The sequence below is a fragment of the Asticcacaulis sp. genome, from assembly GCA_024707255.1.
In the GTDB taxonomy this organism is placed as follows: domain Bacteria; phylum Pseudomonadota; class Alphaproteobacteria; order Caulobacterales; family Caulobacteraceae; genus Asticcacaulis.
This window is the reverse complement of record JANQAC010000001.1, coordinates 2,171,190-2,198,127: the sequence shown is the minus strand read 5'-3', so window position 1 is coordinate 2,198,127 and position 26,938 is coordinate 2,171,190. Positions and strand designations below refer to the sequence as shown.

General features: G+C 55.1%; 27 protein-coding genes and 1 pseudogene. 7 read left to right on the top strand and 21 right to left on the bottom strand.

Going from position 1 to position 26,938, the window contains the following annotated elements:
• The first annotated feature begins 151 nt into the window (after positions 1–151).
• Complete coding sequence (locus tag NVV72_10850; protein ID MCR6659813.1) at positions 152–733, top strand: hypothetical protein; 582 nt, start codon at positions 152–154, stop codon at positions 731–733.
• 505 nt (positions 734–1,238) lie between these two features.
• On the opposite strand, the gene NVV72_10845 is transcribed toward NVV72_10850, so the two are convergent.
• From NVV72_10845 to NVV72_10820, 6 genes are all read right to left on the bottom strand, one after another.
• On the bottom strand, positions 1,239–1,751 hold the full coding sequence (locus NVV72_10845) for an asparaginase domain-containing protein (protein MCR6659812.1): 513 nt from the start codon (positions 1,749–1,751) through the stop codon (positions 1,239–1,241).
• The gene (locus tag NVV72_10840) at positions 1,748–1,891 is read right to left on the bottom strand and encodes a hypothetical protein (protein MCR6659811.1); all 144 of its coding nucleotides are present in this window, start codon (positions 1,889–1,891) and stop codon (positions 1,748–1,750) included. The genes NVV72_10845 and NVV72_10840 overlap by 4 nt, the downstream gene beginning before the upstream one ends.
• On the bottom strand, positions 1,878–3,893 hold the full coding sequence (locus NVV72_10835; protein ID MCR6659810.1) for a hypothetical protein: 2,016 nt from the start codon (positions 3,891–3,893) through the stop codon (positions 1,878–1,880). The genes NVV72_10840 and NVV72_10835 overlap by 14 nt, the downstream gene beginning before the upstream one ends.
• A 268-nt stretch (positions 3,894–4,161) precedes the next feature.
• Complete coding sequence (locus NVV72_10830; GenBank protein MCR6659809.1) at positions 4,162–5,082, bottom strand: hypothetical protein; 921 nt, start codon at positions 5,080–5,082, stop codon at positions 4,162–4,164.
• Positions 5,079–5,966, bottom strand: a complete 888-nt coding sequence (locus NVV72_10825) for a hypothetical protein (GenBank protein MCR6659808.1) — start codon at positions 5,964–5,966, stop codon at positions 5,079–5,081. Before NVV72_10825 ends, NVV72_10830 begins: the two co-directional genes overlap by 4 nt.
• A 265-nt stretch (positions 5,967–6,231) precedes the next feature.
• Positions 6,232–6,774: an SLATT domain-containing protein gene (locus NVV72_10820; protein ID MCR6659807.1), complete on the bottom strand. Its 543-nt coding sequence runs from the start codon at positions 6,772–6,774 to the stop codon at positions 6,232–6,234.
• Positions 6,775–6,990: 216 nt separating this feature from the next.
• On the opposite strand from NVV72_10820, the gene NVV72_10815 reads away from it, so the two are divergent.
• From NVV72_10815 to NVV72_10790, 6 genes are all read left to right on the top strand, one after another.
• On the top strand, positions 6,991–7,221 hold the full coding sequence (locus NVV72_10815) for a hypothetical protein (GenBank protein MCR6659806.1): 231 nt from the start codon (positions 6,991–6,993) through the stop codon (positions 7,219–7,221).
• Positions 7,222–7,281: 60 nt separating this feature from the next.
• The gene (locus NVV72_10810) at positions 7,282–7,689 is read left to right on the top strand and encodes a helix-turn-helix domain-containing protein (GenBank protein ID MCR6659805.1); all 408 of its coding nucleotides are present in this window, start codon (positions 7,282–7,284) and stop codon (positions 7,687–7,689) included.
• Positions 7,690–7,772: 83 nt separating this feature from the next.
• The gene (locus tag NVV72_10805) at positions 7,773–8,444 is read left to right on the top strand and encodes a helix-turn-helix transcriptional regulator (GenBank protein ID MCR6659804.1); all 672 of its coding nucleotides are present in this window, start codon (positions 7,773–7,775) and stop codon (positions 8,442–8,444) included.
• Positions 8,445–8,452: 8 nt separating this feature from the next.
• The gene (locus tag NVV72_10800; GenBank protein MCR6659803.1) at positions 8,453–8,803 is read left to right on the top strand and encodes a hypothetical protein; all 351 of its coding nucleotides are present in this window, start codon (positions 8,453–8,455) and stop codon (positions 8,801–8,803) included.
• A 13-nt stretch (positions 8,804–8,816) separates the two neighbouring features.
• Positions 8,817–9,260, top strand: a complete 444-nt coding sequence (locus NVV72_10795; protein ID MCR6659802.1) for a hypothetical protein — start codon at positions 8,817–8,819, stop codon at positions 9,258–9,260.
• A 266-nt stretch (positions 9,261–9,526) separates the two neighbouring features.
• Positions 9,527–9,871: a hypothetical protein gene (locus NVV72_10790; protein MCR6659801.1), complete on the top strand. Its 345-nt coding sequence runs from the start codon at positions 9,527–9,529 to the stop codon at positions 9,869–9,871.
• A 14-nt stretch (positions 9,872–9,885) separates the two neighbouring features.
• Here NVV72_10790 and NVV72_10785 read toward each other — a convergent pair whose 3' ends face one another.
• From NVV72_10785 to NVV72_10715, 15 genes and pseudogenes are all read right to left on the bottom strand, one after another.
• Positions 9,886–10,332 (bottom strand): hypothetical protein, encoded by a 447-nt coding sequence (locus NVV72_10785; protein MCR6659800.1) that lies wholly within the window; start codon positions 10,330–10,332, stop codon positions 9,886–9,888.
• Between the two features lie 117 nt (positions 10,333–10,449).
• Positions 10,450–11,205, bottom strand: coding sequence for a DUF6339 family protein (locus tag NVV72_10780; protein MCR6659799.1), 756 nt, complete (start codon positions 11,203–11,205; stop codon positions 10,450–10,452).
• Entirely contained in the window at positions 11,202–12,113 is a 912-nt protein-coding gene (locus NVV72_10775; GenBank protein ID MCR6659798.1) for a hypothetical protein, read from the bottom strand. Before NVV72_10775 ends, NVV72_10780 begins: the two co-directional genes overlap by 4 nt.
• Complete coding sequence (locus NVV72_10770; GenBank protein MCR6659797.1) at positions 12,110–13,567, bottom strand: hypothetical protein; 1,458 nt, start codon at positions 13,565–13,567, stop codon at positions 12,110–12,112. The genes NVV72_10775 and NVV72_10770 overlap by 4 nt, the downstream gene beginning before the upstream one ends.
• A gap of 375 nt (positions 13,568–13,942) precedes the next feature.
• The gene (locus tag NVV72_10765; protein MCR6659796.1) at positions 13,943–14,941 is read right to left on the bottom strand and encodes a PD-(D/E)XK motif protein; all 999 of its coding nucleotides are present in this window, start codon (positions 14,939–14,941) and stop codon (positions 13,943–13,945) included.
• Positions 14,934–17,543: a hypothetical protein gene (locus NVV72_10760; protein ID MCR6659795.1), complete on the bottom strand. Its 2,610-nt coding sequence runs from the start codon at positions 17,541–17,543 to the stop codon at positions 14,934–14,936. The genes NVV72_10765 and NVV72_10760 overlap by 8 nt, the downstream gene beginning before the upstream one ends.
• 952 nt (positions 17,544–18,495) lie before the next feature.
• Entirely contained in the window at positions 18,496–18,708 is a 213-nt protein-coding gene (locus NVV72_10755) for a DUF2274 domain-containing protein (GenBank protein ID MCR6659794.1), read from the bottom strand.
• Positions 18,709–18,715: 7 nt separating this feature from the next.
• Entirely contained in the window at positions 18,716–19,915 is a 1,200-nt protein-coding gene (locus NVV72_10750; GenBank protein ID MCR6659793.1) for a TrbI/VirB10 family protein, read from the bottom strand.
• The gene (gene trbG, locus NVV72_10745) at positions 19,908–20,918 is read right to left on the bottom strand and encodes a P-type conjugative transfer protein TrbG (protein ID MCR6659792.1); all 1,011 of its coding nucleotides are present in this window, start codon (positions 20,916–20,918) and stop codon (positions 19,908–19,910) included. Before trbG ends, NVV72_10750 begins: the two co-directional genes overlap by 8 nt.
• Before the next feature lie 12 nt (positions 20,919–20,930).
• Positions 20,931–21,698 (bottom strand): conjugal transfer protein TrbF, encoded by a 768-nt coding sequence (trbF, locus tag NVV72_10740; protein MCR6659791.1) that lies wholly within the window; start codon positions 21,696–21,698, stop codon positions 20,931–20,933.
• A gap of 5 nt (positions 21,699–21,703) precedes the next feature.
• Entirely contained in the window at positions 21,704–22,957 is a 1,254-nt protein-coding gene (gene trbL, locus NVV72_10735) for a P-type conjugative transfer protein TrbL (GenBank protein MCR6659790.1), read from the bottom strand.
• 46 nt (positions 22,958–23,003) lie between these two features.
• A complete protein-coding gene (gene trbJ, locus NVV72_10730) occupies positions 23,004–23,729 on the bottom strand; it encodes a P-type conjugative transfer protein TrbJ (GenBank protein MCR6659789.1) in 726 nt (241 codons plus the stop codon).
• A 94-nt stretch (positions 23,730–23,823) separates the two neighbouring features.
• Positions 23,824–26,285, bottom strand: a pseudogene (trbE, locus tag NVV72_10725) (conjugal transfer protein TrbE).
• Positions 26,279–26,542: a VirB3 family type IV secretion system protein gene (locus NVV72_10720; GenBank protein ID MCR6659788.1), complete on the bottom strand. Its 264-nt coding sequence runs from the start codon at positions 26,540–26,542 to the stop codon at positions 26,279–26,281. Before NVV72_10720 ends, trbE begins: the two are co-directional and overlap by 7 nt.
• Positions 26,542–26,913: a TrbC/VirB2 family protein gene (locus tag NVV72_10715; GenBank protein MCR6659787.1), complete on the bottom strand. Its 372-nt coding sequence runs from the start codon at positions 26,911–26,913 to the stop codon at positions 26,542–26,544. Before NVV72_10715 ends, NVV72_10720 begins: the two co-directional genes overlap by 1 nt.
• Between the last annotated feature and the right edge of the window lie 25 nt (positions 26,914–26,938).

The window sequence follows — 26,938 nt, the reverse complement described above, 5'->3', positions numbered from 1 at the left end:
ACCGGGTCGCGTTACCTACACATCAATCTGAGGACAATCCATTGTATACTGACGCAATCAAAGACCGCATTCGTGACCACTACCGAAATAGTGATGAGCCACTTTTGATGTCGGACTTTGGAAATACTCTCGCAGAGGACGTGGATTAACAATGAACGATCTTGATCGCCTCAGATCCGTTGACTGCCTCGCAGATCCAGACCCGCGATCTATTATGACCCTGACGAAATTCGATGATGAGACGGGCCAATACAATGATCCGTCCCTTACCGATCATCATGCCTCCGTTGAAGGCGTCATTCTTTACGACCATGTGCCGCAAGAAGTGCGCGTCACCTTCGAAGTAGCGAAAAATCTTTATTTGTACTCCTATTGCATTTACCGCTTTGGTGTCGTTTCCAATGTTCAGGCACTCCAGGCCCTTGAGTATGGCTTGCGTGAAAAGGCCAGGCTCGAAAGCCACGAATTTGATCGGTACATGCTGGGCAAGTTGATGCGACTTGCTATTGACCGGGGCTGGTTGAGTGATGCGGCATTTATTGGCATCCCAGGGTTCAAAATGACGGCCGAAAATCGATATTCAGAAACCCTGGCGAAAACACTGCCCGATGCCAGAAATATTCTGGCGCATGGGTCGTTCACTCTATTCGAACCATATCGGGCGCTGGAACAGATTAGGATCTGCGCCGCCATCCTCAACTATGTCTTCGATCAACGGGATTCTGCGAAATGACTCGTCGGGGTGCGCATAAAGGTGGCTATACTTGGGGCGGGGGAGGCGTTGACATCGGGAAAGACAAATACGACGCCATAATGGGAGACCTTATAGGAGCAGAAATCGATCTCGATAAATTTAAGGGCAGGTTATCAGAGTGGCGGTCAAATCCTGATATAATCCTAGTGCGTGAGGCACTTAGGGCCGTGTATCAAATCCGCCTTTTGGCTATAAGCACACATCGCAAGGCAAAAAGACTTAAGCTTAATCGGGGGACTCACCTTGCCAGAAAGTTAGAAGCCGCCGCGAGCTATATTTATCGCCAACTTAGTTCAATTCAACGCCAGGTGCCCCAGGGACCAGGTGCGCCGCCTAAGGTCAAATTACGTCTCGGGGGCCCATCCATACGTGAGCAGTCAAATAATAAGGGGTGACGTCATATCTACACCAACCTGTAAAATATCGGCTCGCCCGACTGAACTCAGACCGCCGGCGGAGTAATGGCAAACGCGCCGGGCCCGGATTAACCAGCTTCCGCAGACAGCGGCTTTTCAGCACTAAAGACTCCGTTGACCTTCCTGACCGTCTGCCAAGGCTCGACCATGCCATGCATGGCGATATAGACCCCCGGTCGCTCCAGTAACCTGGCCGCTGCGACTGCCATTCCAAAGTTACACATCGCTTCCGTCGCACTATAGCGATATGGAGTCATTGCCCCCGTCAGAACCACGACCTTTTCCGGTATGCCTAGCTGGGAAAGGTGATTGGCAGTCAGTAACATCGTGCCTGTCCCATGCACAATGACGATTCCTTTAGCCGGCGCATTTTCGACAGCGAGTGCAATATCTGACCGGTCAGCATCCTGCATGTCGAGAGAATCCATTTCCTTAATCGGATTCAGATCTGCGTGAGTTATATGACAGGCGGTCATAATATCGCTCATGCTGGATCCGAGGCTGAAATCCAGTCGCTCGCGTTGAATATTGTACCCCTTATCGAATGTGCCGCCTGTTGTAATGACAGAAATAAATCTCATTCTGCAATCCCTTCGTAGTACTGCTCCGCTTCAGCGGCATGTGAACGAAAATCGGTCTGATCCGTCGCACTGAGATGCGGACGGGAAGCGAGCTCCTGCAAGGGATGCAGGATCTTCGAGGCAAACTCAGTCGCCTCCATGAAACCCGTCGCCCCCCCCGGCGAGAAGGATACACAGGCGAAGACGCGAATAAGCGACCGTATCCACAAAATTATCGGGCCATTCTCTTGTATCGTCGGAAAACTGGCTGACGAGCAGCGCCTCCAGTTTCTCGATGTCCGCTATGATCTCGGAGGGCGAATAAAAAGCTCTGAAATGTTCGTAAAGCTCAAGGCAGTGATAGATTTTGTTATTATAGTTCTGGCACAGCGCCTCAGTGGCGTCTGCCTTCCGGCTGCGTTCGATGTGGTCGTTTGTTTGTTCGAAGATATCCCTAGGCTCAAATTGCAGCCGGGCCTTAGCCTGTCGCCCCGCCTCAAGGTCCGACGTCAATATCAGGTACCGCAGCTTCAGGCGCTCGGCAAAGTATCGCTCGCGCATCGGACGAGCCTTTGGCGCTTTTTCGATGATACCGGACACCAGTTCATGCGCGTCCCGCAGATTCGCCCCCTCCGAGCTCGTGTACCTCAGACAGCGAACCCGGAATAACGCGGCCTCGTGATATATTTCTGCGAATGCTCCATCGGCCTTTTTCCTCGAAATTTTGAGTACGTTAACGTCGAGTTCGTGTGTGAGCCATTCGCAAATGCGCATAGCGAACTTCCATGCGCCTATCGCCGCTCCGGTATAGGCAACCACCAAATACCATTCGTAAGAAATTTGCCGCTGATCGTTCTCGTCATCCATAGGCAGCTTCCACGGCAGAAGCGCCTCCTCCCCGAGTTCAGGAAGCAATTTCAGCGGATCCCCGCCAACCTCGGCAGCCATATGCAACACACGGGAGTAGGAAATATAAACTGAAAACGGCAGTCTGGGACCATGGGCAATGCGCAGGGTCAGGGGCTTAAGCTCGCCGATCATCTTTGTGCGGCTGTCCTCGGCCGCCCGCTTTTGTGAGGGCTCGCCGCCGGGGTCGCGGCTAAATGCATCCACGATTTCCCGCTGATCATACAGTTGCAGCATGACCTTAGACATGGTCATGGCCTCAAACATGTCGTCCAGGCTCTGCACGACATACCGGCGATACTCGGCCTGATCGGTGATGGCCGACAGAATACGCAGAATATTCGGCTCTGCCCGCCGCTTATCGAGAGCGTAGCGCGACACCTTCAGCCCGATATAGTCCTGCCATCCCCGGCGCAATGTGTCCAGATGATGCGCCTTCAGCGCCTGCCGCCGCCGCGCCAGTTCCGTCTGTGTCAGTGAGCCACGCGCCTGAGAAGTGTCAAGGTCCCGCAATTCCTCGCCCAACTGCCATCTGGGCCCCCATTTCTCAAGAACGCGGCCGAGCCGGATGTCACCGGCATGAACCACCTCGGCGTCGTCGCCCAGCATGACCAGCGCTGCCCTGGGGTGGCGGATCGGATTGCCGCCAATCTCTGCCCAGTGGACAAGCTCTTCCGGATGCGAGGCAATCGTGTTCATCAGCTCGCTTCGAGTGGTGAGGACGAAGCGAACCTCACCCCTGCGGTTTCGACGGTAATAATCGTTCAGCGCATAAATCAGCGAGATTGCACTCGCATCGACTGCGTTGTTCGCTGTCTTGTCACTGCGAACCTCATTGAGAGCATCGAACCATCGTTTATAGGTCGCTGTGTCTCCGTCACCGACCAGTTCCCGAATATTGGCGCCCAGCCTGACATTTCCACGCTCGAACACATCATGCAGTCGCCTGCGCACATCCGGCGGGCCCGACTGCAGAAAGTTCGGAACGTTTTCACGCACAAAAGCTTTGACGAATTCCAGTTCCTCAGGCGTCAGATTATATGACTCGTTGCGAACACGGTCTGACAGGCTCTCTATGCGGGCGAAGAGGGGCGAAGCACGCATTGCGTCGAGCTCATGGGGCCGCGAGATGCGGTTCGTGACATTGACGATTTGTTGGTTTGTTATCGTCTCCAAGAAATTTCGAAGTTCGACCTTGAAAGGGTCAAGCAGGATCAGATCCCGCTTCTGGCGGGAGTCAAACAGAAAGTCGTCCATGATGAACTCGTGGAGTTCATAAAGGATCGACGGACCGCCATCGTCTTCGAATATCGCATCAGCATGTTTCGACAGAAAATGGGCGGAGGTCTGGTTGCAATACGAGTAGATTTCCGTGAAATCGATCGCGTTCTGGATAAGCCCCCTTTCAGCAGGAAGGCGTGATCCTCCTGAATTTTGACGATGTCCTCCCGCACTCTCGACGCGAGGTCAGAGTAATACATGATCTGTTTGTCGACGACTGCGGATTCCAGTGCCATTGCCATTCCTATTTGGGAACATCGACCGAGCGGATTCCCAGCTCGGTAAGTGGCGAGTTCTCGTGTATTTCAGTATGCACGTAACTATCGAAAATGATTTTATACCGATCACTCGACAGCCGAAGCGGCACCCGGTCCCCAACGCGCGTGTCACGAACCTCAATCGTCAGGTATTTTTCACGCTCATCCTCAACGCCGGCACCGCCCCCATGCTCGATAACCGCGTCGGCCTCAAATGGTCCCTTTGCGTTAGTCATCAGGTCGATGAAGAATGATGCACTCTCGCCAACGTAATCGCGCACAAAGGCATTGATATCAGTGGGCTGATCCAGGACGCAAAGAAGATTGGCCACATCCAGCACAGACAATTCGCCGTCAAAGAACCTCACAACCTCTGACGACAACTCGCTGATGCCGGCCTCCTGCATACGCCGCATGACAATCGAAATGCTGGAGGGCGCACATTTGGCAGTTGCGACAAAAATCTCAGGAAGCCACGACTTAAGCGGGCTATTGAAGTCCAGGTTGATCGTCCGCGCCCGCACTTCATCACGCGGGAACTCGGAGATCAGGATGTCCATGAGCAGATCAAGGCCGTCATTTCCGTTCTTTTGCCACTCGCCCTCCAGATAGAGCAGGATGAGCAGTGCCATGCGTTGACTTGTGAACCGACGTGACAGGCTGAAGATCGGCACGCGAATGGACGGATCGAATACACCTAGCAGGGCATCCCTCAGAAGGTCCGACAGGGCGCCTTCAATATTGCGCCGAAACCGGACACGATCGGGATGCACCAGCTCCCGTCCGACCACGGAGATCGGCAGGGTGTGGCGTCGCTCATCGTCGGGCGGGCCATGCAGTAACAGGTCATGAATGGTTGCGGCCAGTTGTCCGCTATCGTACCAGCAGTGATCGGCAATCAACGTCATGGCGCCAGGCTCCCGATAACGGTTTCGATAAATGTACGCGTCTTCGGTAAATCTACCGTTTTCGTCAGCTCGGCAAACGCAACACTCGACCGTGAGCTGAGCTGACCATGCAGCAAGACTTCGCCGACCTGTGTGAAATCTATCGGTCCACTCACCACTTCAATGTACTCATTCTCATAATTTTTAAGATTTATCGCCCGGCCATACGGTTCTGCCGCGACCGGATTCGACCGGAAGATCATGTTCAGCCCGCCATCGAACGCATTTGGCTTTCTGACGTCGTGCGCCACGGCCGTCAGCGGTACCGACAGAACGCAAAGCCATTCGTCGCTTCCGTATCCCATCAGGCCCAAAATCTCACGGATGTCCTCAACAGTGCATACATTTCCGCTGTCAGTCACCAGACAGGAGGGCGCTGCCAGCCATTTCATGGGCCGACCGCCCCGGAGATGCGGCCCGGCCCGCCTGTCTGACCGCGGCTGCCCCGCCGCCAAATGTGCCTCGATGTAGTCGACGGGTTGAGGGGAGCGCTTTGTAAACCTCCGGCATAGTGATTTTTCAAACAGTATGTCTACGGAAAACTCGTCTATCTGAATCAATGTCAGCAACATGTCAGTGCCCAGCACTCCATTCGGGTCGCCGACATCCTGTACGCGCTGCCCGCGCAGGAACAGGCCACGGTTTTGCACCGCCTGTTCCCCCACCTCAACATAGCTTTTCTTTCCGGGTTCGATCTTTGCGGGAAGCCTTTTGACCTCTTCGCAAAAGGCGACGAGCGAACCGTGATCAAGGTTCGCTGCATTTATATCGAGACGCAGATTATCGAGGAACACCTGCCCGCGGTTGTCCTCCAGGGCGGCCTCTTTCCAGATTTCTATGTCCATTTCCCCCTCCCGGACGCATCGCATTTGAGCCGCGCCATCCTCCGCCCACTGACAACCTTAAGATGAGACTTCTCTCTCTGTAAGGATTTGTCAATCTTTGAAATAACGCGGGTCTCAACGATTCCGGCAGGTGCGACAACTCCGCCACGCCGAACTGAACAGGCACCGGTCAAGGCACCAGAACACCGGATCGCCCTCCCCCTCGCAGCCTTTACCTATGAATTTGCTGTACGGTTCCGACCTGCGCGCAAAACGGCTGACGGTTCTATTGTCCGGAATCTCCCAAAGTCCGCGCCTCTCGGATCTCATCCTGTTCCAGGGCGCGCTGGGCCCGCCGCCAGATGACATCCGGCACCGGCGGTGCCAGTTCCGACAGGTGCCGCAGCTTTGTGATGATGTCCCGCAGCCCGCTTTCTGTCGCGGGCAGTCCCAGCCGCAGGACCTCCAGCTCCCTACGCAGGGATGAGTATGCATTAGCAGCCGTGAAATGGCCTTGCGCGCGTTCTGACCATTTTTGCACCGACTGTAGAAATGAGATACCCGACACCAGCCCGCCAGCGACCAGCAGGGCCACCTTGACACAGAGGTCAAGATTGTCGGATCTGCCGGCATTGGGCGACAGCAGGAAGGCGCTGAATACTGAAATCAAAGTGCCGCCAGCAACGTTGATAATTGTTGTGGCCAGTGCATACCGGTCGAAGACATTCTTGGCGTACCACTGCGCGTACTGGGCCTTTTTCACACGGTGTTCCGTCGCCAGCAGGATCGTTAGAAATTCGGCTTCCTGTTGTTGTAACGTACGTTCCATAATGTCCCCCGGTGTCTGACTGCCGAAGCTTGTGCTACAATGCCGGCCTCGTCAACCGATTGGCGATGCCCGGTCACGCCGGTATACGGCGTGATTCACGGCCTTTCGCGTCGCCTCTGGCTTTCCCGCAGGTTAGCCCCTTATCAGTGTAACCGCCATAGCCTTATTGACAGTGTGGTTATTGGCCGTACACTGGACCTCTATCTGAAGGGGCCAATGTCAAAATCCATACGCGAAATCCTGCAAACCTTCATGGCCGGAGAGACGACCGCCAGGGCCACCAACCATGCCTTGCTAAGCCATTTTCAGGCGTCGTCATCAGAGAAGAGGCAGGCTATGACCCGCCAATATATCGATGAAATCATAGCTGATCTGGAAGGCGGTATTATTTCTATCGATACCGCCAGCGAAGGTCTGGCGGAAAGCGCCACCGCTTCCCACATCTGAATAATCAACTAAAAATTGTTTTCAGTTGCCAGTAAATTGTGTTTGTGCGAGTGACGTTTAATGACCAGTGAAACGATAAAATCCGCCCCAGGACCACACATCACCGATCTGCATGTCGGCGCCCAAGTTCGTAAACGGCGAAAAGCCTTAAGCATGAGCCAATCTGAATTGGCAGACGCAGTCGGCCTCACCTTCCAGCAAATTCAAAAATACGAGCGCGGTTCAAATCGCATTTCGGCATCAAAGCTTCATGAGATCGGCCACTATTTAAAGGTACCGATCGCCTATTTCTTTGAAGGCTTACCCGATGTGGGTGGGGAAACCATCTTACCCGCCGAGACCAGTGCCTCAGATTTTCTGCGAACCACAGAGGGCCAGGAGCTTGCAGCCGCCTTTAGCCGGCTGTCGTCGCCTAAGCGGAAGGGCGTCATGAGCCTGGTCAGGTCAATTCTGTCTGACGACTCGTAAGCGCTTAATTTCCATCTATGGATTGTCTGCGTTTTTATTGTTAACCTTTCCCCTGATTTGCGTATCCGGGGGAGATTCAATTTATGCCGACAACCGTACCAGGCATCGACGCCCTATCGGAGCGCCAGAAGGAAGTTCTGCGACTGACCGCACGTCATCACCAGGTCAAAGAAATCGCCCATCTTCTGAAGATCAGCGAAAACACCGTAAAAACCCACCTGATCGAAACGCGCCGCCGCTTGGGGGGCGTCACGACTAAGCAGGCCGTCCGCCTGTTACTGGCGCAGGAAGAGGGTGCAGGTCTCATCCTTGAGGGAGGATACCGAAAAGAGGTGATACCCAGTGCGGGGGAGGCGATGCCAGTATGGCTCCATGAACAAGCCCTATATCCCACGACCACCCCACAACGAAACCATGACGATCAGTTTCCGGGATCTGGAAACAGCCTGGCGGATGCTGGCCTCGCCGGACAAGCACCAGCATATCGAGGACGCGATCGAAACCCTGAAGACGCTCAACCGGACTCACGGTCCGGAAAAGGCGATCTTCAATATGGTCGCTATCGGGGCGTATCTTACGGACGATGGGACGAGTTCAGAGGAGGGCTGAAGGATCTTCCGGCGATACAGCTTTTGGGCCTTATCGCCTTAGCCGCTTTCGCGCTGGCCCTGATTGCCGGCATGTTGGCAGGTACATTATTAGGAATGGCCGAAGCCGTCCACAAGCTCACAATCTATGCCGGCTGGAAATCATAGCCGGAGAATTGAAGGAAGACGTGCAAAGACAAGAAATGGTAAAGCTTGGGGCTGAACAGCTCTTTAAAGCCGAGCGCTCTATACAGGTGGCTATGGGTGACACCGCGGCTTTGATGAGCAGTCTAAGTCTGATGAGTCAACACGACATTTCAATCATGATCGGGCAGGAAGCCTTTGAGGAAATTATGGCTTCCCTGACGGCCCTGACTTCAGCGCGCGGCGCTATCGCGCGGAGCCATACCGCCCTGGATTTGGTTAAAACACATATCGGGTGCGGCGCAGTTGCGGTGACCCCATCACCTACCAAGCCCCCGAAGACGGATGATACCATCCTGATCCAACCCCGTCGCGCGGCCTGAAAAGACAAACTACATGTATTATACCTGGGCATATATAGGAATGGCACTTGGTTTCCTTGTCCCCATATATGCGCTGCTGCGTGGTGGCCCCTCAGAAAGAGTCGGGGCCACCATTTTTCTATTGGCATGGCTGGCCACGACATTGGCCCAGCTCGGGACAAAATATTCCGGCATCGAATGGGGCATAGTCGCCATTGATGTGGCTGCACTCTTAGCCTTTATCGGTTTGGCACTTTGGAGCCGAAAAATATGGACCATCCTGATAGCCGCGTGCCAAATGAATGCGGTGTTTTCGCATTTTGTGCCTCTCCTGGCCCCACACTTCAACTATGTCACTTACATCACAATCATTAGCTTCTGGAGCGGATATGGCTTGCTGGCCTGTCTCGCCATTGGCACCTCCAGTCACCAGCGGGAATTACGACTAAGGCGCAAAGCCGCAATCGGGGTAACCTGACCCATGCTCAATCTGCTCCTTTTCGGCATTCCCCTGCTTATCATTATCATCGCAGGTCTGCTAATGCCCTGGCACGCCAGAAAGGGCAAAAAGCGCTTCAGGAAATAAAAGGCGCTGCCTCGCCATTCGTCTGTCCCGGATATTCACGTCTGTCGGTTCTCACTCAGGAATCCTAATGTTACAACCCTGGTTAACGCAGACGGTTGCGAAGTCCTGAAAGTTGTGCAAGGCTGCTGGTCTTCCAATACCAATATCAGGGGGCTATCTTGAAAATCTCAAAATTCACCCGCGTCGCTGTGGTAGCGGCGCTGGGCCTGTCTGTCGCGTTATCGGGCTGCGCAACCAAGCGTTATGGCCGCATGACACCAATTGTTTCGGCGGAGGCCGAGCAATATGATTGTAAGCAAATTGGCATTGAGATCGCCAAGGTCGAAGGCTTTGAACTTCAAGTTCAACAAGGCTCTGAAATCAACTGGAAGTCCGTCGCTGGCTTCCTGGGCGATTATGGCATCGGCAATGCTATGGAAAAGAATGAAGCCCTCAAAAGCGCCGCAGAACGCAAAAAACAATTGCGGGATTTGCAGGTGGCGAAAAACTGTCCAGTCGCTTAATCAAATAAGGCTCCTCACGGGGCCTTATTTTTTGACTCCTCACCTCTCGCCTTCATCGCCGCTATAAGTGTAACAGTGCAAAAGTGCGTCGCCTGCTGCGCGTGGTCTCCATCATAAGCGAAGCAGTAATTATAGAAGAGCGAAAGCCCATCCGTGCTGTTGATTGACAACTTCATCCGATCGAGAATCTGATCTGCCGATTCAGGTCGCCATTTCAGTTTGTGCAGGTCGGCCTGATCCCAGCCAACTGTAAAAAGCGGATGCGTAAGGTCACCGGCATAGACAGAAAAAGGCGCTTCCAAGGCCCCTGTCTTACCCCTTCGAATAGCCTCCTTCATTGTCAAATCCGGCGCAGACGAGGCGTCTGCGACAATGAGCGGCTTGCCGTTATCCGCCGGAGGTGTTTGAGCACTACACGCCGCGAGCGCAGCCAATGAAAAAGCAGCAAAAAAGATCCGCACCTTATCCCCCGTATAATACCACGTGAAAAGGGCATGGGGCAGAGCTTCAGGTCAAGAGAATTGTATTCACCCAAAGTGATACTGAAGCATTGCGTCCACCCATAGCGACGGGATAACTCAAACGGAAGCTCTGACCTGCAGGAACACGGCATCAATCAAAGCGGTAAGCTCTTCCCCGGGCAGATACGACAAATCGCGAATTTCATTCTGGAGACGGATCAGCTTAGTCACCTTCCGCATGATATCCTCCATATTTTGACGCCCTATAGCACCTGAACATCTTAACCAACCCTCGGCGAGCGCCGCCGCCAGGCGCCGATTGCCAGAAATAGAGGGCCGCTCGAAAATTTGCGCCATGGCATCTTCTGTGAGCTCCCGCACCAGCGCCCAGCGATCTGACGCTTCGGCTCCCCTGTCGAGAACTAGTCCCCTTATCCAAAGACGCTGAAAGGTGTTGCGAATTCCACCTACAAATCTGTCTCTGGCCGCGTCGGGAAACCTCCAGATTACGATATCAGGCAACAATATCGTTGTGACGAACGCCCAGACGTCATCTCTTAAAGCCTCGCCGCTCCGCAAATCAGCGTTCCCAGCCAGTAATATAGTCACGCGGTAGTCAAAATCAGCTTTCGCTAAAGGTGTTGCTGTCTGCGGGAACCCCAGTTCTGTCGCGACATCCTTAATTGCCCGCGCGAGCTGGCTTGAGGTTTCAACCGTTTTGGTGCCGCCACTCGCAGCGAAGGAAATTAACGATGCATAGTCCTGGAACGCCGAGGTAATATTGGACAGCCCCGCGGGCTTTCCCGCCGTCAGCTCATTAATCCGGGACATACCGAGCGAATTGAGTCTTGGGAGCAGACGAAGAGCAGTCATTCATCATCTCCCGTTTCGGCGGCAGCGAGAATGGCGGCGTGGAAACGACCGGGAAAATGCTGCTTCATTGATCGTAACACCGATGCCGACTGGCCGGGGAACGCGATATCTATCCACGCCCTGACCTGTTGTCCTACAGACCCGCTTTCGCATGAGATCAGAACGTCATCACATTCATCCAGTTCCGTCGCACCCGAAATCATCTGCGACATGACATCGGCCATTACAGTCTGAACGAGGATATCGTCCCCGTCGGCAAAGCGAGCCGGAACATCCGGCACGTCGGCATTGAGATAAAGCCGAACGTTGCCTCCGAAATCTGCATGAAAGTCGTGTGGTCGCCACCATACGTACCAGGGTGCGTGTTGCTGCGGCTGACCGTGAAAATTTTCCCGGAAGCTGACAATCTCAACCGGAAAGCGCGCATCGTTCGCATTTTCGATCAGAATTTCCTTCTCCGATCGCCAGAGACGCGCACCGCGTAAGGTGGGCGAAAGTGCGGTTCCGCCATGTTCCGGGGCCTCAAGAACAATCTGCACGTCAAGGAACAAGCGGCCCGACAGAGCGTTGCCGGAGAGATGAGCCGACAGCGATGCGACCGGAAACTCTTTTGAAAGGATGATCGTCTGCTGCCGCTCTACCCTTTTCGGCAGCCCGCCGGCACCGGTCCCGGTTGAAAAGACCAGGCCCAGCTTCAGCTTGCTTACAGGCAGTTCCAGTGCGGCGGCAGCGGCCTCCATATCCACCGAAATGCCGGCAGACAATTCCAGATCCCGGGCGTAGTCCCAATCCTGCAAATAGTCAGGGGCAGGCGAAAGCGGAGAACCCGGGTTTCCCACAAGCCACCCTGAAATTGTTACGGCGTCGTCCGGAATAACCAAAAATGGAAAGGCCAGGTTCCGGTTCATATTGCGGCACCGGAAAACCAGAGGCGAACACTGACAGCCGCAAGCGGAACAGTAGGAACCAATACTTCCAGCCGACCGGCCTGTTCAGATATTATCAGTTGGCCGGACGAAACCGCCGGCAGGCCCGCCATTTCCATTTTAACAACCGCAATGTCGTAACCATCTGGCAGATCGGTACCGCTTGCCGAGCTGCCGTCAAGTACAACGCAACCCTCCGCGTTCACAGCGAGATTTTCATTTCCGCCATCGTTTTGTACGTGGGCTTCAAAGACAGCAACCGGCTTACCGTCCTCGTCAAGCTTAAGGCGAACAAATCGTGGCGCAGAAATGCCAGTCCCTTTTCCTCGTTTTGGCCCGCCTGTCGTTTGCCGGCGTCGGGTCGCAGTGTCTACAGATCGGGTGAGCAGTCGCCCCATTCTGGCGGCAATTGCAGCAACCGAAAAGTCATGACCCGAAGATGCCGTGAGCGTTGCTGCCGGGTTGATTTCGGTACGTGCTATTTCCTGGAGCCTGCTTAACGCTACACCAACCCAGGTCTTTGCTGGTCCCTTCGGGAGCATCCGCGGCATCCAGTCGTCGTGGGCGGGCGGCTCGGCCGATGCAAATGCCGCTTCGACTTCCGGCTCGTCCGAACATATGAAAACGCCGGCCCATTCATAACGACCATCGGGGAAGGCGTCACCATCGAGATATTTCACCACGAGTTCGACGGGGCGCATAAGGGCAATCTGACAGGACTGGCGTGGGACAATGGTGCCCTCCCTTAATGCGGAGCCGCGGCGGTCACTACGCACTCCTCTGCAAATGGCGAGCTTCCCCAGATCTTTGGCGGGGCGCTGACTTTTTATAGCTTTCAGCTCGCTGTCGCCATTTCGGTGCATGGCCATTGCCGAGGCGAACAGGTCAAGTGGCGGAAACATTTCCGGCGCCGGGATCTCGATTTCCACGCCATCGATTACAAGCATCACGGTCAGTCTGCGGTTCGGCGGAGTGCTTCCGACCATGCGCGGCCAGAAATTCCATAAGACGGCCTCGGAGATTTCGTCACCGAGTTCACCGGCCGTCTTCACGTCGAAGTACGGATCAAGTATCATTACGGAGGTTCCGGAATCACCGTGAGCGCGTAGCGGAAGGCCAAGTGCTTCCGAGATCGTTACCGCATCTTCACCGGTGAGCGGTTCGAGGGTTCCATTGTCATCATATCCCCACCAGTGCCTGCCAGTGAAGCGACGCCCCGTCCCGCCATCTGTTATGGCGTCGAACGCCGAGCCAAGATGACATGCGATGAATCGCCTTACCGGCTCGCCTCTGAACGTGGTGAGGCTGTCTACAATTATGGTTGAACAACTGCTGAGTGCGTAAAGCGAGGTCTTTCCATAACCGTATGTACCTCCTCCCTGATGTGTGTCCCGGCCGGAGCCGACGTTCCGCAGAAAATTGACGAAATCGTGCATCTCGTGCTCATCTACCGGGGCATCAGCGCGCGTCGGTCCGGCAAGCCCCCTCGTTCCGAAGTCGCAGATTTCCAGGACACGTATGGTCGGCTTTTCAAGCGCAGTTCTGACGGTTGCGTCCGCCCCTTCCAGGGGGCGGCAAAGTGCCTAACACCGACTGACGCATCACCGCCGCTTCATCTTCACGGAGATTCCTGACCCTGAGCATGACAACGGGTCCGGCATCGCTTACACTTGCATCGATACTGTTCTGAAGCGCTTCCCGGAGTACTGTCTGGAGAAGTCCCAGGGCCGGGCGGCCGAGAAGCTTACGGAACCCTTCGGCAGCAATATTCCCTGTCGGGGAAAACGGCTCGCTATACAGGTGAAGACAAGTCATGAGGTCATCCCGCTGAGGAATCTTTCGAATTCCTCCGAAGACAGCCGCCACGTCTCAGCGTGCTGCAAATCGACGTCATATTTCAGCGACTTTATTCCATCAGGTATCCTGCCCTGTTCGAATGCCGAAGAAACTATTCTGGGGAAGCCCGCACCCACATTGTAGGCTGCGAAGCCTTCCGGGCTAAATGTGACCCGGTTCCAGGCCTCGCCATCCGGCTCCGAACACCCCAGTTGCTCAAGACCGGCCGTGAGAACTTCCGTATCGACACCAGATTGCCTCAGCCTTGCACAGACCGACGAAATCGAAAGCGGACCTTCAGAGGTCCGCTCCACACGGTAATGCACGAGAACGAGGCGCCCCCCGGCGGGTGCAGCGAGCTGGTCTGCTCCGTTGATGGACACCGTCGTCTTATCTGACCGGCCCGACGTCTTCACCTCAATCGCTGACAGATCCTGCCTGAAATCATGCCGTTGTTCATATGGGCCGGTCCAGCAGTTTGCCGCACGGCGGCTGAAGCCGGCGAGCCTTTCCATCATCATAAGCTCGCCCAGAAGCCCCATTATAACGGACTCGGCAATCTCTTCGGGGGCAATATTTTCAAGCAGGTCCCGAAAATCACGGATAGCACCTGTCACCGCTGCACCCGGAACTCCACCATCCCTCACCCTGTTCAATATGTCACCGGCGAGTTCTGCAAATACACGGTCAAGAGTGCGATCAAGGCACGTCACATCTATGAACCGGACGGGTCGTCCGGACACCGAGAACTGAGTCAGAGTTACCGACAGGCGAGCCGCAGGCTTTATTTCGGGATGTGTCGTAGCAGGAGCACATGGAATTAATAGTCGGGGTTGTCCCTGTGGTCCCAACGCATACCGGATCGGGCCGTAACCTGTTTCGATCACCGAAGGCAGGCTTGGCACTTCTGTAAAGCCGTCTCCGGAACCATCGTTGCGTAGTCGCTTCCAGCGCTCCAGTGCATCGTCAGTCATCCAGCAGCTCCAGCTCCTCATCGAGCTCCGGATCTTCCTCGTCTATCTGTTCCATGGCCGGGATTTCCAGTTCGACAGCATAATAGTCTCCGGCATGATCCTTTGAACCCGGGAATACGATGCCGAATCCAATCAGGTCCCCGACTGCATTCAGAGGTTCGCGGGTTTTCCGGGAAGATGGCGACAGGCTGTTGATCGGATATAAAAGCAACAGCGGTACATTCGGCCGAACTTCCTTGAGGATGTCCCAGCTCTCGTCAGGTCCCTTTATTCCGGCCGGCGCGTCGATAAGAATATCACGTTTTGACATCAGCGCCTTGATGTCAGCGTAGGGCCGTCCCGCGGACTGAAGGCGGGCACGGTTGTTTGTATGTACCCGGCCAAGGAAGCCCAGATCATCAGCGGAAAGTATTCCTTTCCCCGGGGATACAATGCCTACATTCCAGTATTTCAGAGCATCGGCCGCCTTATCGAGATACCCGAGCAACATCTGCTTTTTCAGATCCATATGATGTTCGCAGATGCTGTATTCCGTCAGAAAGCGCCGGACATGCTGGAAACTCACATCTCTGGCCAGTAAGCGCCCACTGGATACACCCGGATCAAGGTTCGGACGCATAGCGTCCGTAAGACGTGCTGCCGCCTTCCAGTTCGCAGCTACGATTTCCGACTTACGATGGTCGAACCGTATCGTCTGTACATGACGTCCTTCGAAACTGATATTCGTTCGGTGGGCGTGCTTCATTTTCGACGCTGACGTAATAGCCATACCGGGTATCGACCGGACCTTTACGGCGAATTCAAGAGGTGTGGCGTTTGTTGACCGATATGTCGCTATATCCTCACGGATTTCCTCTTCGATCTGGGCCAGCGCCCTGAAATCGGATTCCAGCCCGGTGGTCGTCCATAACCGCGGCAGGTCACCGTATCCGTGACGATAACCGAACCAGCGCCCCATTTGTAACAGAGTGTCGTACTGCTTAGCAGTTCTGAGGAAATAGGAAACCGACAGACCTTCAAGCGTTAACCCGCGCGCCAGTACGGAGCCACCGACGACAATGTATGTTTTCGCCCCGCCAGTGTAGTCGAGACGGGTGAAGCTTTCTCCGTTTTCGATCGCGAGTTCGAGATGATTAAGCACCTCATTCAGTTCCGGGAGCAGATCGCCAGGCCCGTTAAGTACAGGCCATCGCGTATCGAGTGGCATCCGCTCGACTTCTTCATCCCACAACGACTTCATGCGGGTGAAAACGTCGCCCTTTCCGGCCATGATATCCTTTTTGTTGACATCGACCCAGTTCTGAACAATTTCCGCCATCCGCTTATGCTGTATGACGAAGGGCGAGGTATGGATCAGCATGGTCATATGTGATCCGGACTGATTGCGCCGGCGGCGGATCGCGCACGTCAGCAAATACCAGGAGATTGCGTCCTCAAGATCGGGTGTCAGTTGCGGAAAGAACCCGTCTTTGCTTTTAAGTGTCGGCGGCTGAAGCTTGCCAACGGATCCTGCGGGTATCGTCCGGACCATATCCAGTCCCGCTTCGTTATCGGTTTCACTTTCAGCATCGTCCGGCGGCGATCCAAAGACCTCTTTCGCTCCGAAATAATTTTTGGGCCGCGGCAGCGCGGTTATGAAGTCCTCGGGATAGAGGTCATCGAGCGTATCTTTATTGTGAGGGAACGGGTTGATAAATACGTTTGCGAACGGAGTGGCTGTGTACCCGACATACGAGACAGCCGGCAGCTCTTCAAGAATCTGACGAATCTTCTCGTTTATTTTGGTCATATTGTATTCGTCGGACGAGGAATTGACAGATGCCTGATCGCATTCGTCATCGATGATGAGAATCTTCAGAGATCTCAGAATTTTCGGTGATTTTTTGATGGTTTTCAGGAAAGCCGCCAGTCGTGACGTTACTTTCTTCATGACAATCAGTTGAGCCCGTCCGTCCACAGGCATCGTAAAGGAGCGATTGTTTGGTGCGGTAAAGTCGCCCCTGTCTTCATCCGTCGTGTAGAGTTGCCATAGTTCACTGTGACGGCTGACAATATCCTGTTCCAGGCGTCGCTGAGTCTGGGCCCGCAGTTTGTTGGTAACGCCGGCAAGAAGTACGATCAGGTTGTAGCCCGCATCGACCGCCTTAGCGATGACTGCCGTCATATTTGCCGTTTTTCCGGACTGTACATACCCAACGACAAGGCCGCGACACCGGAACTGGTCCTTCATGGGGTTCGCAAGCAGCGACACAACCTCAGTCGAGCTGGTATCGATTGAGGTCAGTGTTTCCTTGTCCCATCCCTTTTCATTTTCGAGATAGCCGCGCAGCGCCGGCCAGTGCCTGTCATGCGCATTACCCCCGGTGTACCAGGTTTCGTGGACCTTGGTGATGGACAGCCGCCGCAGAATTTCGACCTTCTGAAGACTGGCATTTACAGCGTCGAGTGCCGTGGCGAGATTTGCGAGCATTTCCGCCCCCGGCGGGAAGCCAACCATATTCTCGAATTCGGCTTTGATTTTCTCTGCCGCAGATTCGGCCGAAGCATGAGTGGGGAGCTTCTCCTGAATGTTGCGAATGAATTGCTCGACCTGTGCGTTCATTTTCCCCTCATTTTATCCGCGTCACAACGCAACCCCGGCAATGGACCCGAGGCCTGACCATAACCAAGTCATTGCAAGTAAAGATAATTAGCTTCAACAGACCCTAACGGCTATCAATTTACACACTGATATTGCTTAATTAATCACTTACCTTCAACTAAACTTTTCAGCGAATTCAGAATTATGAGCCCGGCGGTGTAGCCTGACAGGCAACGGAAGTGCTGAAGGCCTTCCGGATCTGGCTGATCGGATTTTTCGCCCGACCAATATGAAGACACCGGGGGCGAGAGGCCACAAGGATGCCTTGTCGCCGCAGGGATGACGATAAAGATAAACGAGACTAAGAGACTGTTTCAAAAGTGTCGGTTTAACGCCAGGTTCGCGTTGTCAGATCAGCAATCTATAAGCGGCAATAGCAAACCGTCCACCCTGAATCCTAAAGTTGAGTTTTGAAATTTACCACAACCATGAGGACTCGACTTTAGAACGAATCGGGTACATATTGAAGACTTCGACAAACTGAGGAGCCTTTATCATGGCCAAAGTAGCTGCGTATCACACTACCTCTCTTGAATACCCTCCAACCCATCGAAACGTTTATCACGATCAAAACGATTGCAAATACGGATCAGCTATCCTGCAAAAAGATCGTGTTTCCGGGACGGGTAGTCGTCCACGCTGTCATGAATGTCAACGTTTAGGCTGAGTATGGAGAGGGGCATTCCCCTCTCTCCGTTTGAGGGCTAGCAGCGCGAACAGCTACCCCTCTTTTTTAACATGCACCACGCTAAAACTGATCTAAATTTTAGCTAATTGGAGACTTTTGAAACAGTCTGTAAGGATGGCGGATTTGCTACGAACAGATAGCGGTGGCTGAGCGCCGCCCCCGGTTGACAGTCCACCGGGCTGCCGGGAACGCTTCCTTTAGGCAGCATGCTTTATCGTCGATCATTCACCTTCGCCCACCGCGTACAAATCCCTTGTCACTTTGCAGGAACGCTTCGAGCATAAAGGGAACCAGATCGACAATCTGTTCAGCCACGCCATACGTTGATTGATAGAGATCGGCATATTCACGCAGAGACTGGTGCAACTCGGCCCCTATTGTGATTGTAAGCTTTACGGGTGTGCGGTCAGGAAGCCTGGCCAGCTTGAGGTCTGCCATTTTCCACCTATGCTTTGTAAGGTTTGAGGATCAGGTCTTTATGGACTATCACACGCAACGGCCACCCAGGCCGGACGGTAAGGCCGGGCTGGACGTTTAGTTGCTTTTCGACAATCTTTTGACCGGCCTGATTGACACTTTGCTGCGTCGATTCACGAATAGCTTTCACAAGGTCACTGTCCGAGCTGGAACCGGTCTGAGCCGTTATGCCCAGAATGCTGGACAGGCCGATACCTTTGAGAAGCGACCAGGTGTGATAATCCACCTTGTCACTGAGACCGGCATAACCCGCTTCGTCGGTGGCCGGAAGATTGTCGATTTCGATAGAGGAGCCGTCCGGCATGATCAGGCGCTGCCACACAATCAGAGCACGCGACTGGCCAAAGGCGACCACGCTGTCATAGTGCCCGATGAGGCGGGAGCCCTGCGGTATAAGGAGAATTTGACCTGTTACGGTGTCATAGATATTGGACGTGACCTGCGCGAGGATCAGACCTGGCAAGTCGGAATTCAGCCCCGTAATCAGACTCGCGCTGATCACCGTTCCGGTCATAACTTCATAGGGTGACACAGGAGCCTGCAAGCTCCGGCTGTTGTATATCCCGTCCTTTGACGCCTGCCCGACAAAGTCGAGTTTACGAGTCTGCGCATTCTGATCCTTATCCGGATCTAAGTTTAAAGCCGGCGAGGCCTGTGCCGGAACAGACAGCCCCGTCTCTGAAAGCAAGTCGTCGCGATTGGCGTCAATGGCCATCCCGGCCTGACTTCTATCAGTCACGCCGAAAAACAGTCCGCTCTCATATTTAGCCTGTATCCCATGCTCGCCTGTGTTTGACCGTGTTGCAGCCTGTATTTGCGCTTGTCGATTTTCCAGAATGGGTTTGCCCAGATCACCCGGAAGAGGTGGTCCGAGCTGCGGCACGTCTGCCGGCATCTCGGCGTAGGTTTTCGGCAGGTTCTGCAACTGATCGGGTTTGGGTCTCTGCGAATCCGACACCTTGTCAGGGTCGTACTGCGCAGACTGATCCGTAACCAGTCTGGCCTCAGGCCTTTTCAGCCCGAACCAGGTAACTGCCACGATGCCAACGCAAAGAATCGCGGCCGCGCCTATAAGCAGATTCCGCCTGAAGCGAACCACTCGACGCGGCCTCGCCCGCAGTACCAGTGTTTCAGGATCGATCTTCGGGGGGCTCCGGACCTCAGTCATGGCCGCCTCCCGCCGTGCCCCTGCCTCCGGAAGCCGGTTTCAGGTCATTTCGTTCGATCCGGACGACACTTTGCATTTTGCCGCCAAGACGCAACTCGGCGGCAGAGAACAGGCGATCCACGATGTAGTAATTGCGGTTCATGCGGTAGTTGACGAGCTGTGCCTTGCCCTCCTCACCGACCACAAACAGAGGCGGCGCTTCGTCCTGGGCTATATCTTTCGGGAACTCGATATAGACTTTTTCGCCATCGTCGAAAACATGGAGCGGGCGCCACACCGGGCTGTCACCCTTGATGTCATAGCGAAATCTAAGACTTTCAATCGCGATACCTGATGCGACCGGCTGGATTTGTTCAGCCTGAACTGCCTGGGCTTTCAGAGCGATCACGGTGTCCTGCGGATAACTCCACGACACAGCAGCCATGGCCGTAGAAGGCGTGCTCTCAAGTGCGAGATGATAGGTGCGTCTGTCCGTCGTGATAACCAGGTTGGTCTTCAGGCCTGAGACATACGGTTTGACCAGAACATGAGGCTGTTCCCCCTCGCCGGCACCGCTCTTTGTATCGCCGATTACCCAGCGCGCGGTGTCGCCGGCAGAGATGGCGATCAGGTGCTCTCCAGATTGCAATGAAATATCACTGACTTTCTCCGGCGTGGTATAGAGGCGATAAAGAGCCCCCTCCATAAACGGATAAACCTGGATGGCATTAAGCCAGGCCTGAGTCTGCGGCTCCTGCAACGCTGCTTTGTTGGCTGACGTCACCCGTGTGGTGGGTGGCGTCAGATCAGTCTTCGCAGGCGCAGGTGCCGGGAGCAATTGCCCCGGCATAGCGATCGGCACGGGCTGTTGAATGATCCTGACCGGCGCAGGCGGATCGGGCACTTTAACGGCGGCTGTAAAAGCCGCTCGCTCAAAGAGCGGGGCAGGCATAGCCTGAGAGGTGACGCAGCCAGTTAGCCCTAAAGCCGATACAGACGTCAGAAGAACTGCGATGATATGCATAAAAGGACTCCTTTATTGGGATATGGATTGATAATTGGTGGCGGCCGCAGGCACAGGGAGAACGGGTTTTCCGCTGTCACTGTTTTCGGCTAAGCCTGTCGCGTAATCCTGCGACCAGGCCATCTGACTGACGTAAAGACCGAGCGGGTTTTTGCGCAAAGTCTCCTCGCGTTCAGGCGTCTTTTGAACGATACCCAGGATCGCAGTCCAATGTTCGGTACGTGTCTGGGCACCGCGGATGTAGGTGAGTTCGATCCACTTAACCTGAAATGACGTCTTAGATGCACGCACCACACTGGTGACGTTGACAGTAACGCTGCGCTCTCCGACGCCAGCGAATGGATCGTGCTGGCGAGCCTGGTCATTCAGGAACTGAGCCGCGCCCTGCGTGGTGAAGTCGTAGGCTTCAATCCAGTTCTCGCGCACAAGGACAGGGTCGATTGAAAGAGAGCGCAGGTTGGTGATGAAACGCGCCAGATACCAGGCGATTTGCGCATCAGAGGGATTATAAGCCTGTAGCGCCGGGCCGAGCGCCCTGACATCCCCCGATTTATCCACTTCAACGACATACGGCGTCACACGGCTTTGTGAGGCCAGCCAGACCATTCCGCCGGCGAGGATGGTACTGAGCCACAAGCTTCCAAAGGCCATAAGGCGCCAGTTGCCGGCCTGAACTGCCGCAGCACCAACACGTTCATCCCAGACCTGTGCGGCCTTCTGGTAAGGGGTAACGGGTTCTGGCATTTGCCCGTACCGCTGAAGATTACGTTTAAACAGCATTTTGATTATTCCTTCTGTGAGAGATCGGGATTGGCTGAGGCCATCGGACGATCACCGGCTGCGATGACCGAATGCGCCATATGGAGGTGTGCCCGACGGTTCTGCTCCTCGCGCATTTTCTGGGCCCAAACCGGCGCGCTCTGCTCGGCTGCTGACCGCGACCCGCCGGACGACGGACCGCCGCTCCCGCCACCCGATGACCGGGACTGAGATGAAGCTGTGGGACCGGAAGCCGCAGACGTGCCGCCACCGGATGGCCCGCCAGACGGGGACGGCGGCGGGGAGGTAGTCGGGGATGATCCTCCGCCCCCGGACCCGCCCCCTGGCGCACTTGCGGCCTTTATGGCGCCGAAAGCTGAGCCACCCAGTCTGGCTACGCCCGCGACAGCGCCTCCGGCCAGCATACCGGCTCCGACCGCAGCCCCTACAGTCCCGGCCACCGCTCCCGCCCCCAGTTGCGGCGCGCCTGATACGAGCCCCGATGCTATGCCAGGACCAAATATACCGAGACCCAGGAGGGTCAGAGAGGCCAGCACCAGTGACATCGCCTGGTTGATATCGGGCTCCTGACCATTCAGGGCGGATATGAACTGACCAAAAAAGCTGGAGCCGATACCGACAATGACAGCAAGCACCATCACCTTAATCCCGGAGGTGATGACGTTTCCCAGGACACGCTCTGCCAGAAAGGCTGTCTTGTTCCAGAATGCGAACGGCACGAGGACGAAGCCGGCCAGTGTCGTAAGTTTGAATTCCAGAACCGTGATGAAAAGCTGAATAGCCAGGATGAAAAACGACAACAGAACAAGCAGCCAGGCCATCAGAAGGATGACGATAGTGAGGAAATTGCCGATGAAGCCTGACAGGGTCACAAGATCGGAAGCCTGGACCAGCAGAGGGTGTGCCGCCTCGAAACCGATGCCGGCAAGCTTACCCGGCTTCAGGAGATCGTCGGCACTAAGGGTATTGGCGCTCGCCTGAAGCCCCATGTCAGAAAAGGAGCGAAAAATCAGGCCGGCCAGAGTATTGAAGTTGTTGAGGATAAATGCGAAAGCGCCGATATACAGCACCTTTTTTATAAGGCGCGACAGGACATTGGCCTCACCGTCCAAAGCCCAGAACAGCGCTGCCAGCGTCACATCTATTGCAATCAGGATGCTGGACAGATGGCTGACATCACCCTTAAGCAGACCGAACCCGCTATCGATATATGCGATAAACGTCGTCAGAAAGCTGTCGATGATATTGAGATCGTTCATGTCTTATCTCGTGATGGTGAAGTCAGGGCTGAATGCGCTGCCCCTGCTATTGGGGTGTGTAGGCCTTGCCGGTTCCCAGGAATTTTGCCGTCATGGCTTTCGCCGCAGCTTCGGCCTGTACCTTCCGTGCCTGATCAAGCGCATCGGCCCGGTACTGTGCGGCCAGAAGGGTCTCGATCTGCATCTGTTGTTTGGTCGAAAGTGCGAGCAACTGGTTGGAAGCCTGCTGGGCCTGAAGGTCGCCCTCGCTGCTTTCTGACGCACGCAACAATGTCGCAAGCGTATCGGCGTCGGACTGAAGATTTTGATCGACCTGTGCCTGAACTGTCAGAGTGTTCTGGTAGGCATCCATCGCGCTTTGCCAGCGCGTTTGCGCTTCCGCGACCAGCCCGCCTGTAGTGATACCGGCGCCGTAACTTGCAGGGAACTGTGCCTTGAAAGCCCGCTCCGTGTCCTCGATTGTGAAGGCAATGCCTTTGGCCGCCTTCATAAGATCATTGATCGCTGCCAGATCGGAATTGATCTTCGCCAGAGAGCTGACATCAAGCTTCTGAAGGTTCCTGGCCATGTTTTGCAACATCTGGGCCTCGTTCTGAAGCGCCTTGATCTGATTGTTGATCTGTTGCAGTGCCCGCGTCGCCGAAAGCACATTCTGGATATAGTTGGTCGGATCATATACGACGACCTGGGCATTGGCCGGCGTGAGACCTGTGCTCAAAACAGCGGCAATCGTCATCGCGACAATGGCCGTTCGAATGGGTTTGCCAGTCATTTTAAGTCTCCTGATTTTAGGCAAAGGGGTGGCATTGCCTGTCTTGCAGGATGCCGGGATTAAAGAATGCGGGTTATTCAGATCGCTTTGCGCCTCATCGTCGCAGACGATCTCTGCGTTCAGGTGGCTCGGCAGTGAGAAGCTCGGCCGCCCAGCTTAGCCCCCTGAACCTGAGCCAGGCTTCGGCAAAGCCAGAGGGACTGGCATCTTCCATAAGACTGTCAATTTTCATCTGATCTTCCGGGGAAGATGCAGCGCAAAGCGCCATAGCTACAGGGCCGAGGTTGAGTTCAAACAGACGATTACCGCGGCGGGATTGCAGGTAATATTGCCGTTTGGGGATCGACTGAGCGATCAGCTCGACCTGACGTTCGTTGAGGCCAAGGCGCTCATAGGCGGCACGTGATTGTGGCTCAATGGCGCGTTCGTTAGGTAGAAACAGACGTTGCGGACAGGACTCGATGATACTGGGCGCAATGGTGCTGTCTGAAATATCGGCCAGGGACTGCGTTGCGAAGATGACGCTGACATTTTTTTACGCAACACCTTCAGCCATTCACGGATGCGGGCGGCGAACAGCGGACTGTCCAGAAATACCCAGGCTTCATCGAGAATAAGCAGGGTTGGCTTGCCATCGAAGCGGTCCTCAAGCCGGTGAAAAAGATAGGTCAGAACCGGCAGGACTAACCCTGCCTCTCCCATTAGGTCTTCCGTCTCAAAGCAGACCAGAGACGACAGCTCAAGCCCGCTTTCCTCGGCATCAAGACAATGGCCATACGCGCCTTCAAGAGTATAAGGGCGAAGCGCGGATTTCAGATCATTCAATGACAGAAGCACACTCAGTCCAGTGAGAGTGCGCTGGGATTCCGGCGCATGGCTGAGACTATTAAGCGCCGACCACATGGCTTCCTTGACATCGGGAGTGATCACGACGTGCTCGTGACTCAGGATCAGGACGAGCCATTCGAGCGCCCATGTCCGTTCGCTAAGATCATCGATCCGACGCAACGGCTGAAAAGCCAGTCGGGCCTTGCGGCCTAAGACATGGTGCTGACCGCCCATAGCCAGTGTCGCCACCCTGGCTGAGTTGCCCTTGTCGAAAATGAAGACCTGCGCATCCCTGTATCGCTGGAACTGCAATGCCAGAAATGACAGGAGCACCGACTTGCCGGCACCGGTCGGACCGAGGATCAGCATATGACCAACATCACCGACGTGGGTTGATAAGCGAAATGGTGTCGCCCCTGAACTGAGTGCATACAGTACGGGCGGGGCGTCCAGGTGTGTATTGAACTCCGGGCCCGCCCATATGGCAGACAGCGGCATGAGGTGAACCAGATTAAGTGAATGCACAAGCGGCTGGCGGACATTCGCGTAGGTATGACCCGGCAGCGAGCTGAGCCACGCCTCTACTGCATTGAGCGACTCTCTGATGGTTGCGAAACCCAGACTATTGATGATCTGCTCGATCCGGCGAAGCTTTTCGTCAGCCTTACGTTTGTCTCCATCCATGATGGTGACAGTCGTTGTCAGATAACCAAAGCTGACATGATCGCCGCCCAACGCCTGGAGTGCCTGATCGCTGTCTGCGACCTTATTGTCCGCATCACTGTCTGTCAGTTGCGTCGCTTCATTATAGATGACCTCGCGCAACAGAGCGGTGATCGACTTACGCTTGGAAAACCACTGCCGGCGAACCCTGGTCAGGGTCTTAGTGGCTTCTGCCTTATCCAGCGCGATAAAACGGGTAACCCAGCGATACCCCAGGTCCTGATGATTCAACGTGTCGAGCAAGCCGGGATGCGTATGGTTCGGGAACCCCAGGACTGTCAGTGTTCGGATATGCTGATCTCCCAGCATGGGCTCCAGGCCACCGGAGAGCGGCGTATCCACCAGCACGCCGTCAAGATACATCGGCGTATCGGGCACTTTCACGATATGGCTTTTCGTCGAAATCGTGCCGTGGAGATAGGACAGGGTATGCGCATCGTCCAGTGCCTGAATGTGCGGCATAAAGCTGGCGAACATATCAAGGGCGCTGTCTGTCCGCGCCAGAAAACCCTGAAGTTCATGCCTCCAGTTTCGCCTTTGCCCGCCTTTTTCATCGCTGACCGAATCTGCGTCGGACGATTCAAGCAAAGCCTGCCCTGCGCCCGCAGATATGTCGGCCGGCGGCATGAAAACGGTTGTAAAATAGTAGTGCGTCTCGAAGTGCTGACTGCTTTGGCCCTCGAATGCGGCGCGGCGTTCTTCATCGACCAGGCGGGCCACCCCTGCTTCAACACCGGCGGCCGGATACCCTGGCGCTTCCGTTCGATGCGCCTCGAAAAACATTGCCCAGCCGCTGCCAAATCGGCGCAATATGTTATTGGCGCGGGCACATATACTGACCAGGTCGGCGGGGGTCGCGCTTTCCAGATCAGGACCGTGATACCTAAAAGTGCGCTGTAGGCTACCGTCCTTGTTAAGGACCACGCCCGGAGCAATGAGCGCTGCCCAGGGCAGATGGTCGGAAAGGCTATCGGAAGCTTTGCGATATTGTCGGATGTTCAGCATGTGAGATACGCTTTCTGCCGGAGATGTCTCATCAGCACAGTCAGGAAATCAGGATCATGTTTGGCTGCAAAAACAGCGAGAGAGTGCCCGACGAGCCAGAAGCCCAGACCAGCCGCCCACATCTGTAATCCCAGGCCAAAAGCGGCCGCCACGGTGCCGTTGACAATTGCCAGAGACCGCGGCGCGCCGCCCAGAAGCAGGGCTTGCGTCAGGGACTGGTGCAGGGGCACGTCATACCCTTCCACAAGGCGGGGCATCAGATGAGCGCCCCGCCGCCGAATGAAAAGAAGGTCAGGAAAAACGAAGAGGCGGCAAAGGCGATGCTGAGGCCAAAGACGATCTGTATCAGCTTGCGAAACCCACCCGATGTTTCTCCAAAAGCCAGGGTCAGGCCTGTGACGATGATCACCATCACAGCAATGATTTTGGCCACCGGGCCCTGTACGCTGTCGAGTATCTGTTGCAGCGGCGCTTCCCAGGGCATACCGGAACCGGCGGCCTGAACCTGGCTGGCCCAGGTAATCATCAGACCACACATAAGAGCAGGCACAGCCACGCCGATCATTGCCCGCATTTTTCCGGGTACTGCACCTGCTGCGGCCAGAGCCGGATTTTCGGATTTACGCATATAGAGTCTCCTTCCATAGGGGTGA

Excerpts from the sequence above, each read along its gene's own strand:
- NVV72_10805 (MCR6659804.1), top strand. The coding sequence starts at position 7,773 with ATGCCGACAACCGTACCAGGCATCGACGCCCTATCGGAGCGCCAGAAG.
- trbJ (MCR6659789.1), bottom strand. The coding sequence starts at position 23,729 with ATGACTGGCAAACCCATTCGAACGGCCATTGTCGCGATGACGATTGCC.
- NVV72_10770 (MCR6659797.1), bottom strand. The coding sequence starts at position 13,567 with ATGCACGATTTCGTCAATTTTCTGCGGAACGTCGGCTCCGGCCGGGAC.
- NVV72_10825 (MCR6659808.1), bottom strand. The coding sequence starts at position 5,966 with ATGGACATAGAAATCTGGAAAGAGGCCGCCCTGGAGGACAACCGCGGG.
- NVV72_10830 (MCR6659809.1), bottom strand. The coding sequence starts at position 5,082 with ATGACGTTGATTGCCGATCACTGCTGGTACGATAGCGGACAACTGGCC.
- NVV72_10850 (MCR6659813.1), top strand. The coding sequence starts at position 152 with ATGAACGATCTTGATCGCCTCAGATCCGTTGACTGCCTCGCAGATCCA.
- NVV72_10720 (MCR6659788.1), bottom strand. The coding sequence starts at position 26,542 with ATGCCCCGCCTTGTGGAAGGGTATGACGTGCCCCTGCACCAGTCCCTG.
- NVV72_10715 (MCR6659787.1), bottom strand. The coding sequence starts at position 26,913 with ATGCGTAAATCCGAAAATCCGGCTCTGGCCGCAGCAGGTGCAGTACCC.
- NVV72_10755 (MCR6659794.1), bottom strand. The coding sequence starts at position 18,708 with ATGGCAGACCTCAAGCTGGCCAGGCTTCCTGACCGCACACCCGTAAAG.
- NVV72_10795 (MCR6659802.1), top strand. The coding sequence starts at position 8,817 with ATGTATTATACCTGGGCATATATAGGAATGGCACTTGGTTTCCTTGTC.
- NVV72_10775 (MCR6659798.1), bottom strand. The coding sequence starts at position 12,113 with ATGAACCGGAACCTGGCCTTTCCATTTTTGGTTATTCCGGACGACGCC.
- NVV72_10815 (MCR6659806.1), top strand. The coding sequence starts at position 6,991 with ATGTCAAAATCCATACGCGAAATCCTGCAAACCTTCATGGCCGGAGAG.
- NVV72_10820 (MCR6659807.1), bottom strand. The coding sequence starts at position 6,774 with ATGGAACGTACGTTACAACAACAGGAAGCCGAATTTCTAACGATCCTG.
- trbL (MCR6659790.1), bottom strand. The coding sequence starts at position 22,957 with ATGAACGATCTCAATATCATCGACAGCTTTCTGACGACGTTTATCGCA.
- NVV72_10840 (MCR6659811.1), bottom strand. The coding sequence starts at position 1,891 with ATGGAGGCGACTGAGTTTGCCTCGAAGATCCTGCATCCCTTGCAGGAG.
- trbF (MCR6659791.1), bottom strand. The coding sequence starts at position 21,698 with ATGCTGTTTAAACGTAATCTTCAGCGGTACGGGCAAATGCCAGAACCC.
- NVV72_10750 (MCR6659793.1), bottom strand. The coding sequence starts at position 19,915 with ATGACTGAGGTCCGGAGCCCCCCGAAGATCGATCCTGAAACACTGGTA.
- NVV72_10780 (MCR6659799.1), bottom strand. The coding sequence starts at position 11,205 with ATGACTGCTCTTCGTCTGCTCCCAAGACTCAATTCGCTCGGTATGTCC.
- NVV72_10835 (MCR6659810.1), bottom strand. The coding sequence starts at position 3,893 with ATGGACGACTTTCTGTTTGACTCCCGCCAGAAGCGGGATCTGATCCTG.
- NVV72_10845 (MCR6659812.1), bottom strand. The coding sequence starts at position 1,751 with ATGAGATTTATTTCTGTCATTACAACAGGCGGCACATTCGATAAGGGG.
- NVV72_10765 (MCR6659796.1), bottom strand. The coding sequence starts at position 14,941 with ATGACTGACGATGCACTGGAGCGCTGGAAGCGACTACGCAACGATGGT.
- NVV72_10810 (MCR6659805.1), top strand. The coding sequence starts at position 7,282 with ATGACCAGTGAAACGATAAAATCCGCCCCAGGACCACACATCACCGAT.
- NVV72_10760 (MCR6659795.1), bottom strand. The coding sequence starts at position 17,543 with ATGAACGCACAGGTCGAGCAATTCATTCGCAACATTCAGGAGAAGCTC.
- trbG (MCR6659792.1), bottom strand. The coding sequence starts at position 20,918 with ATGCATATCATCGCAGTTCTTCTGACGTCTGTATCGGCTTTAGGGCTA.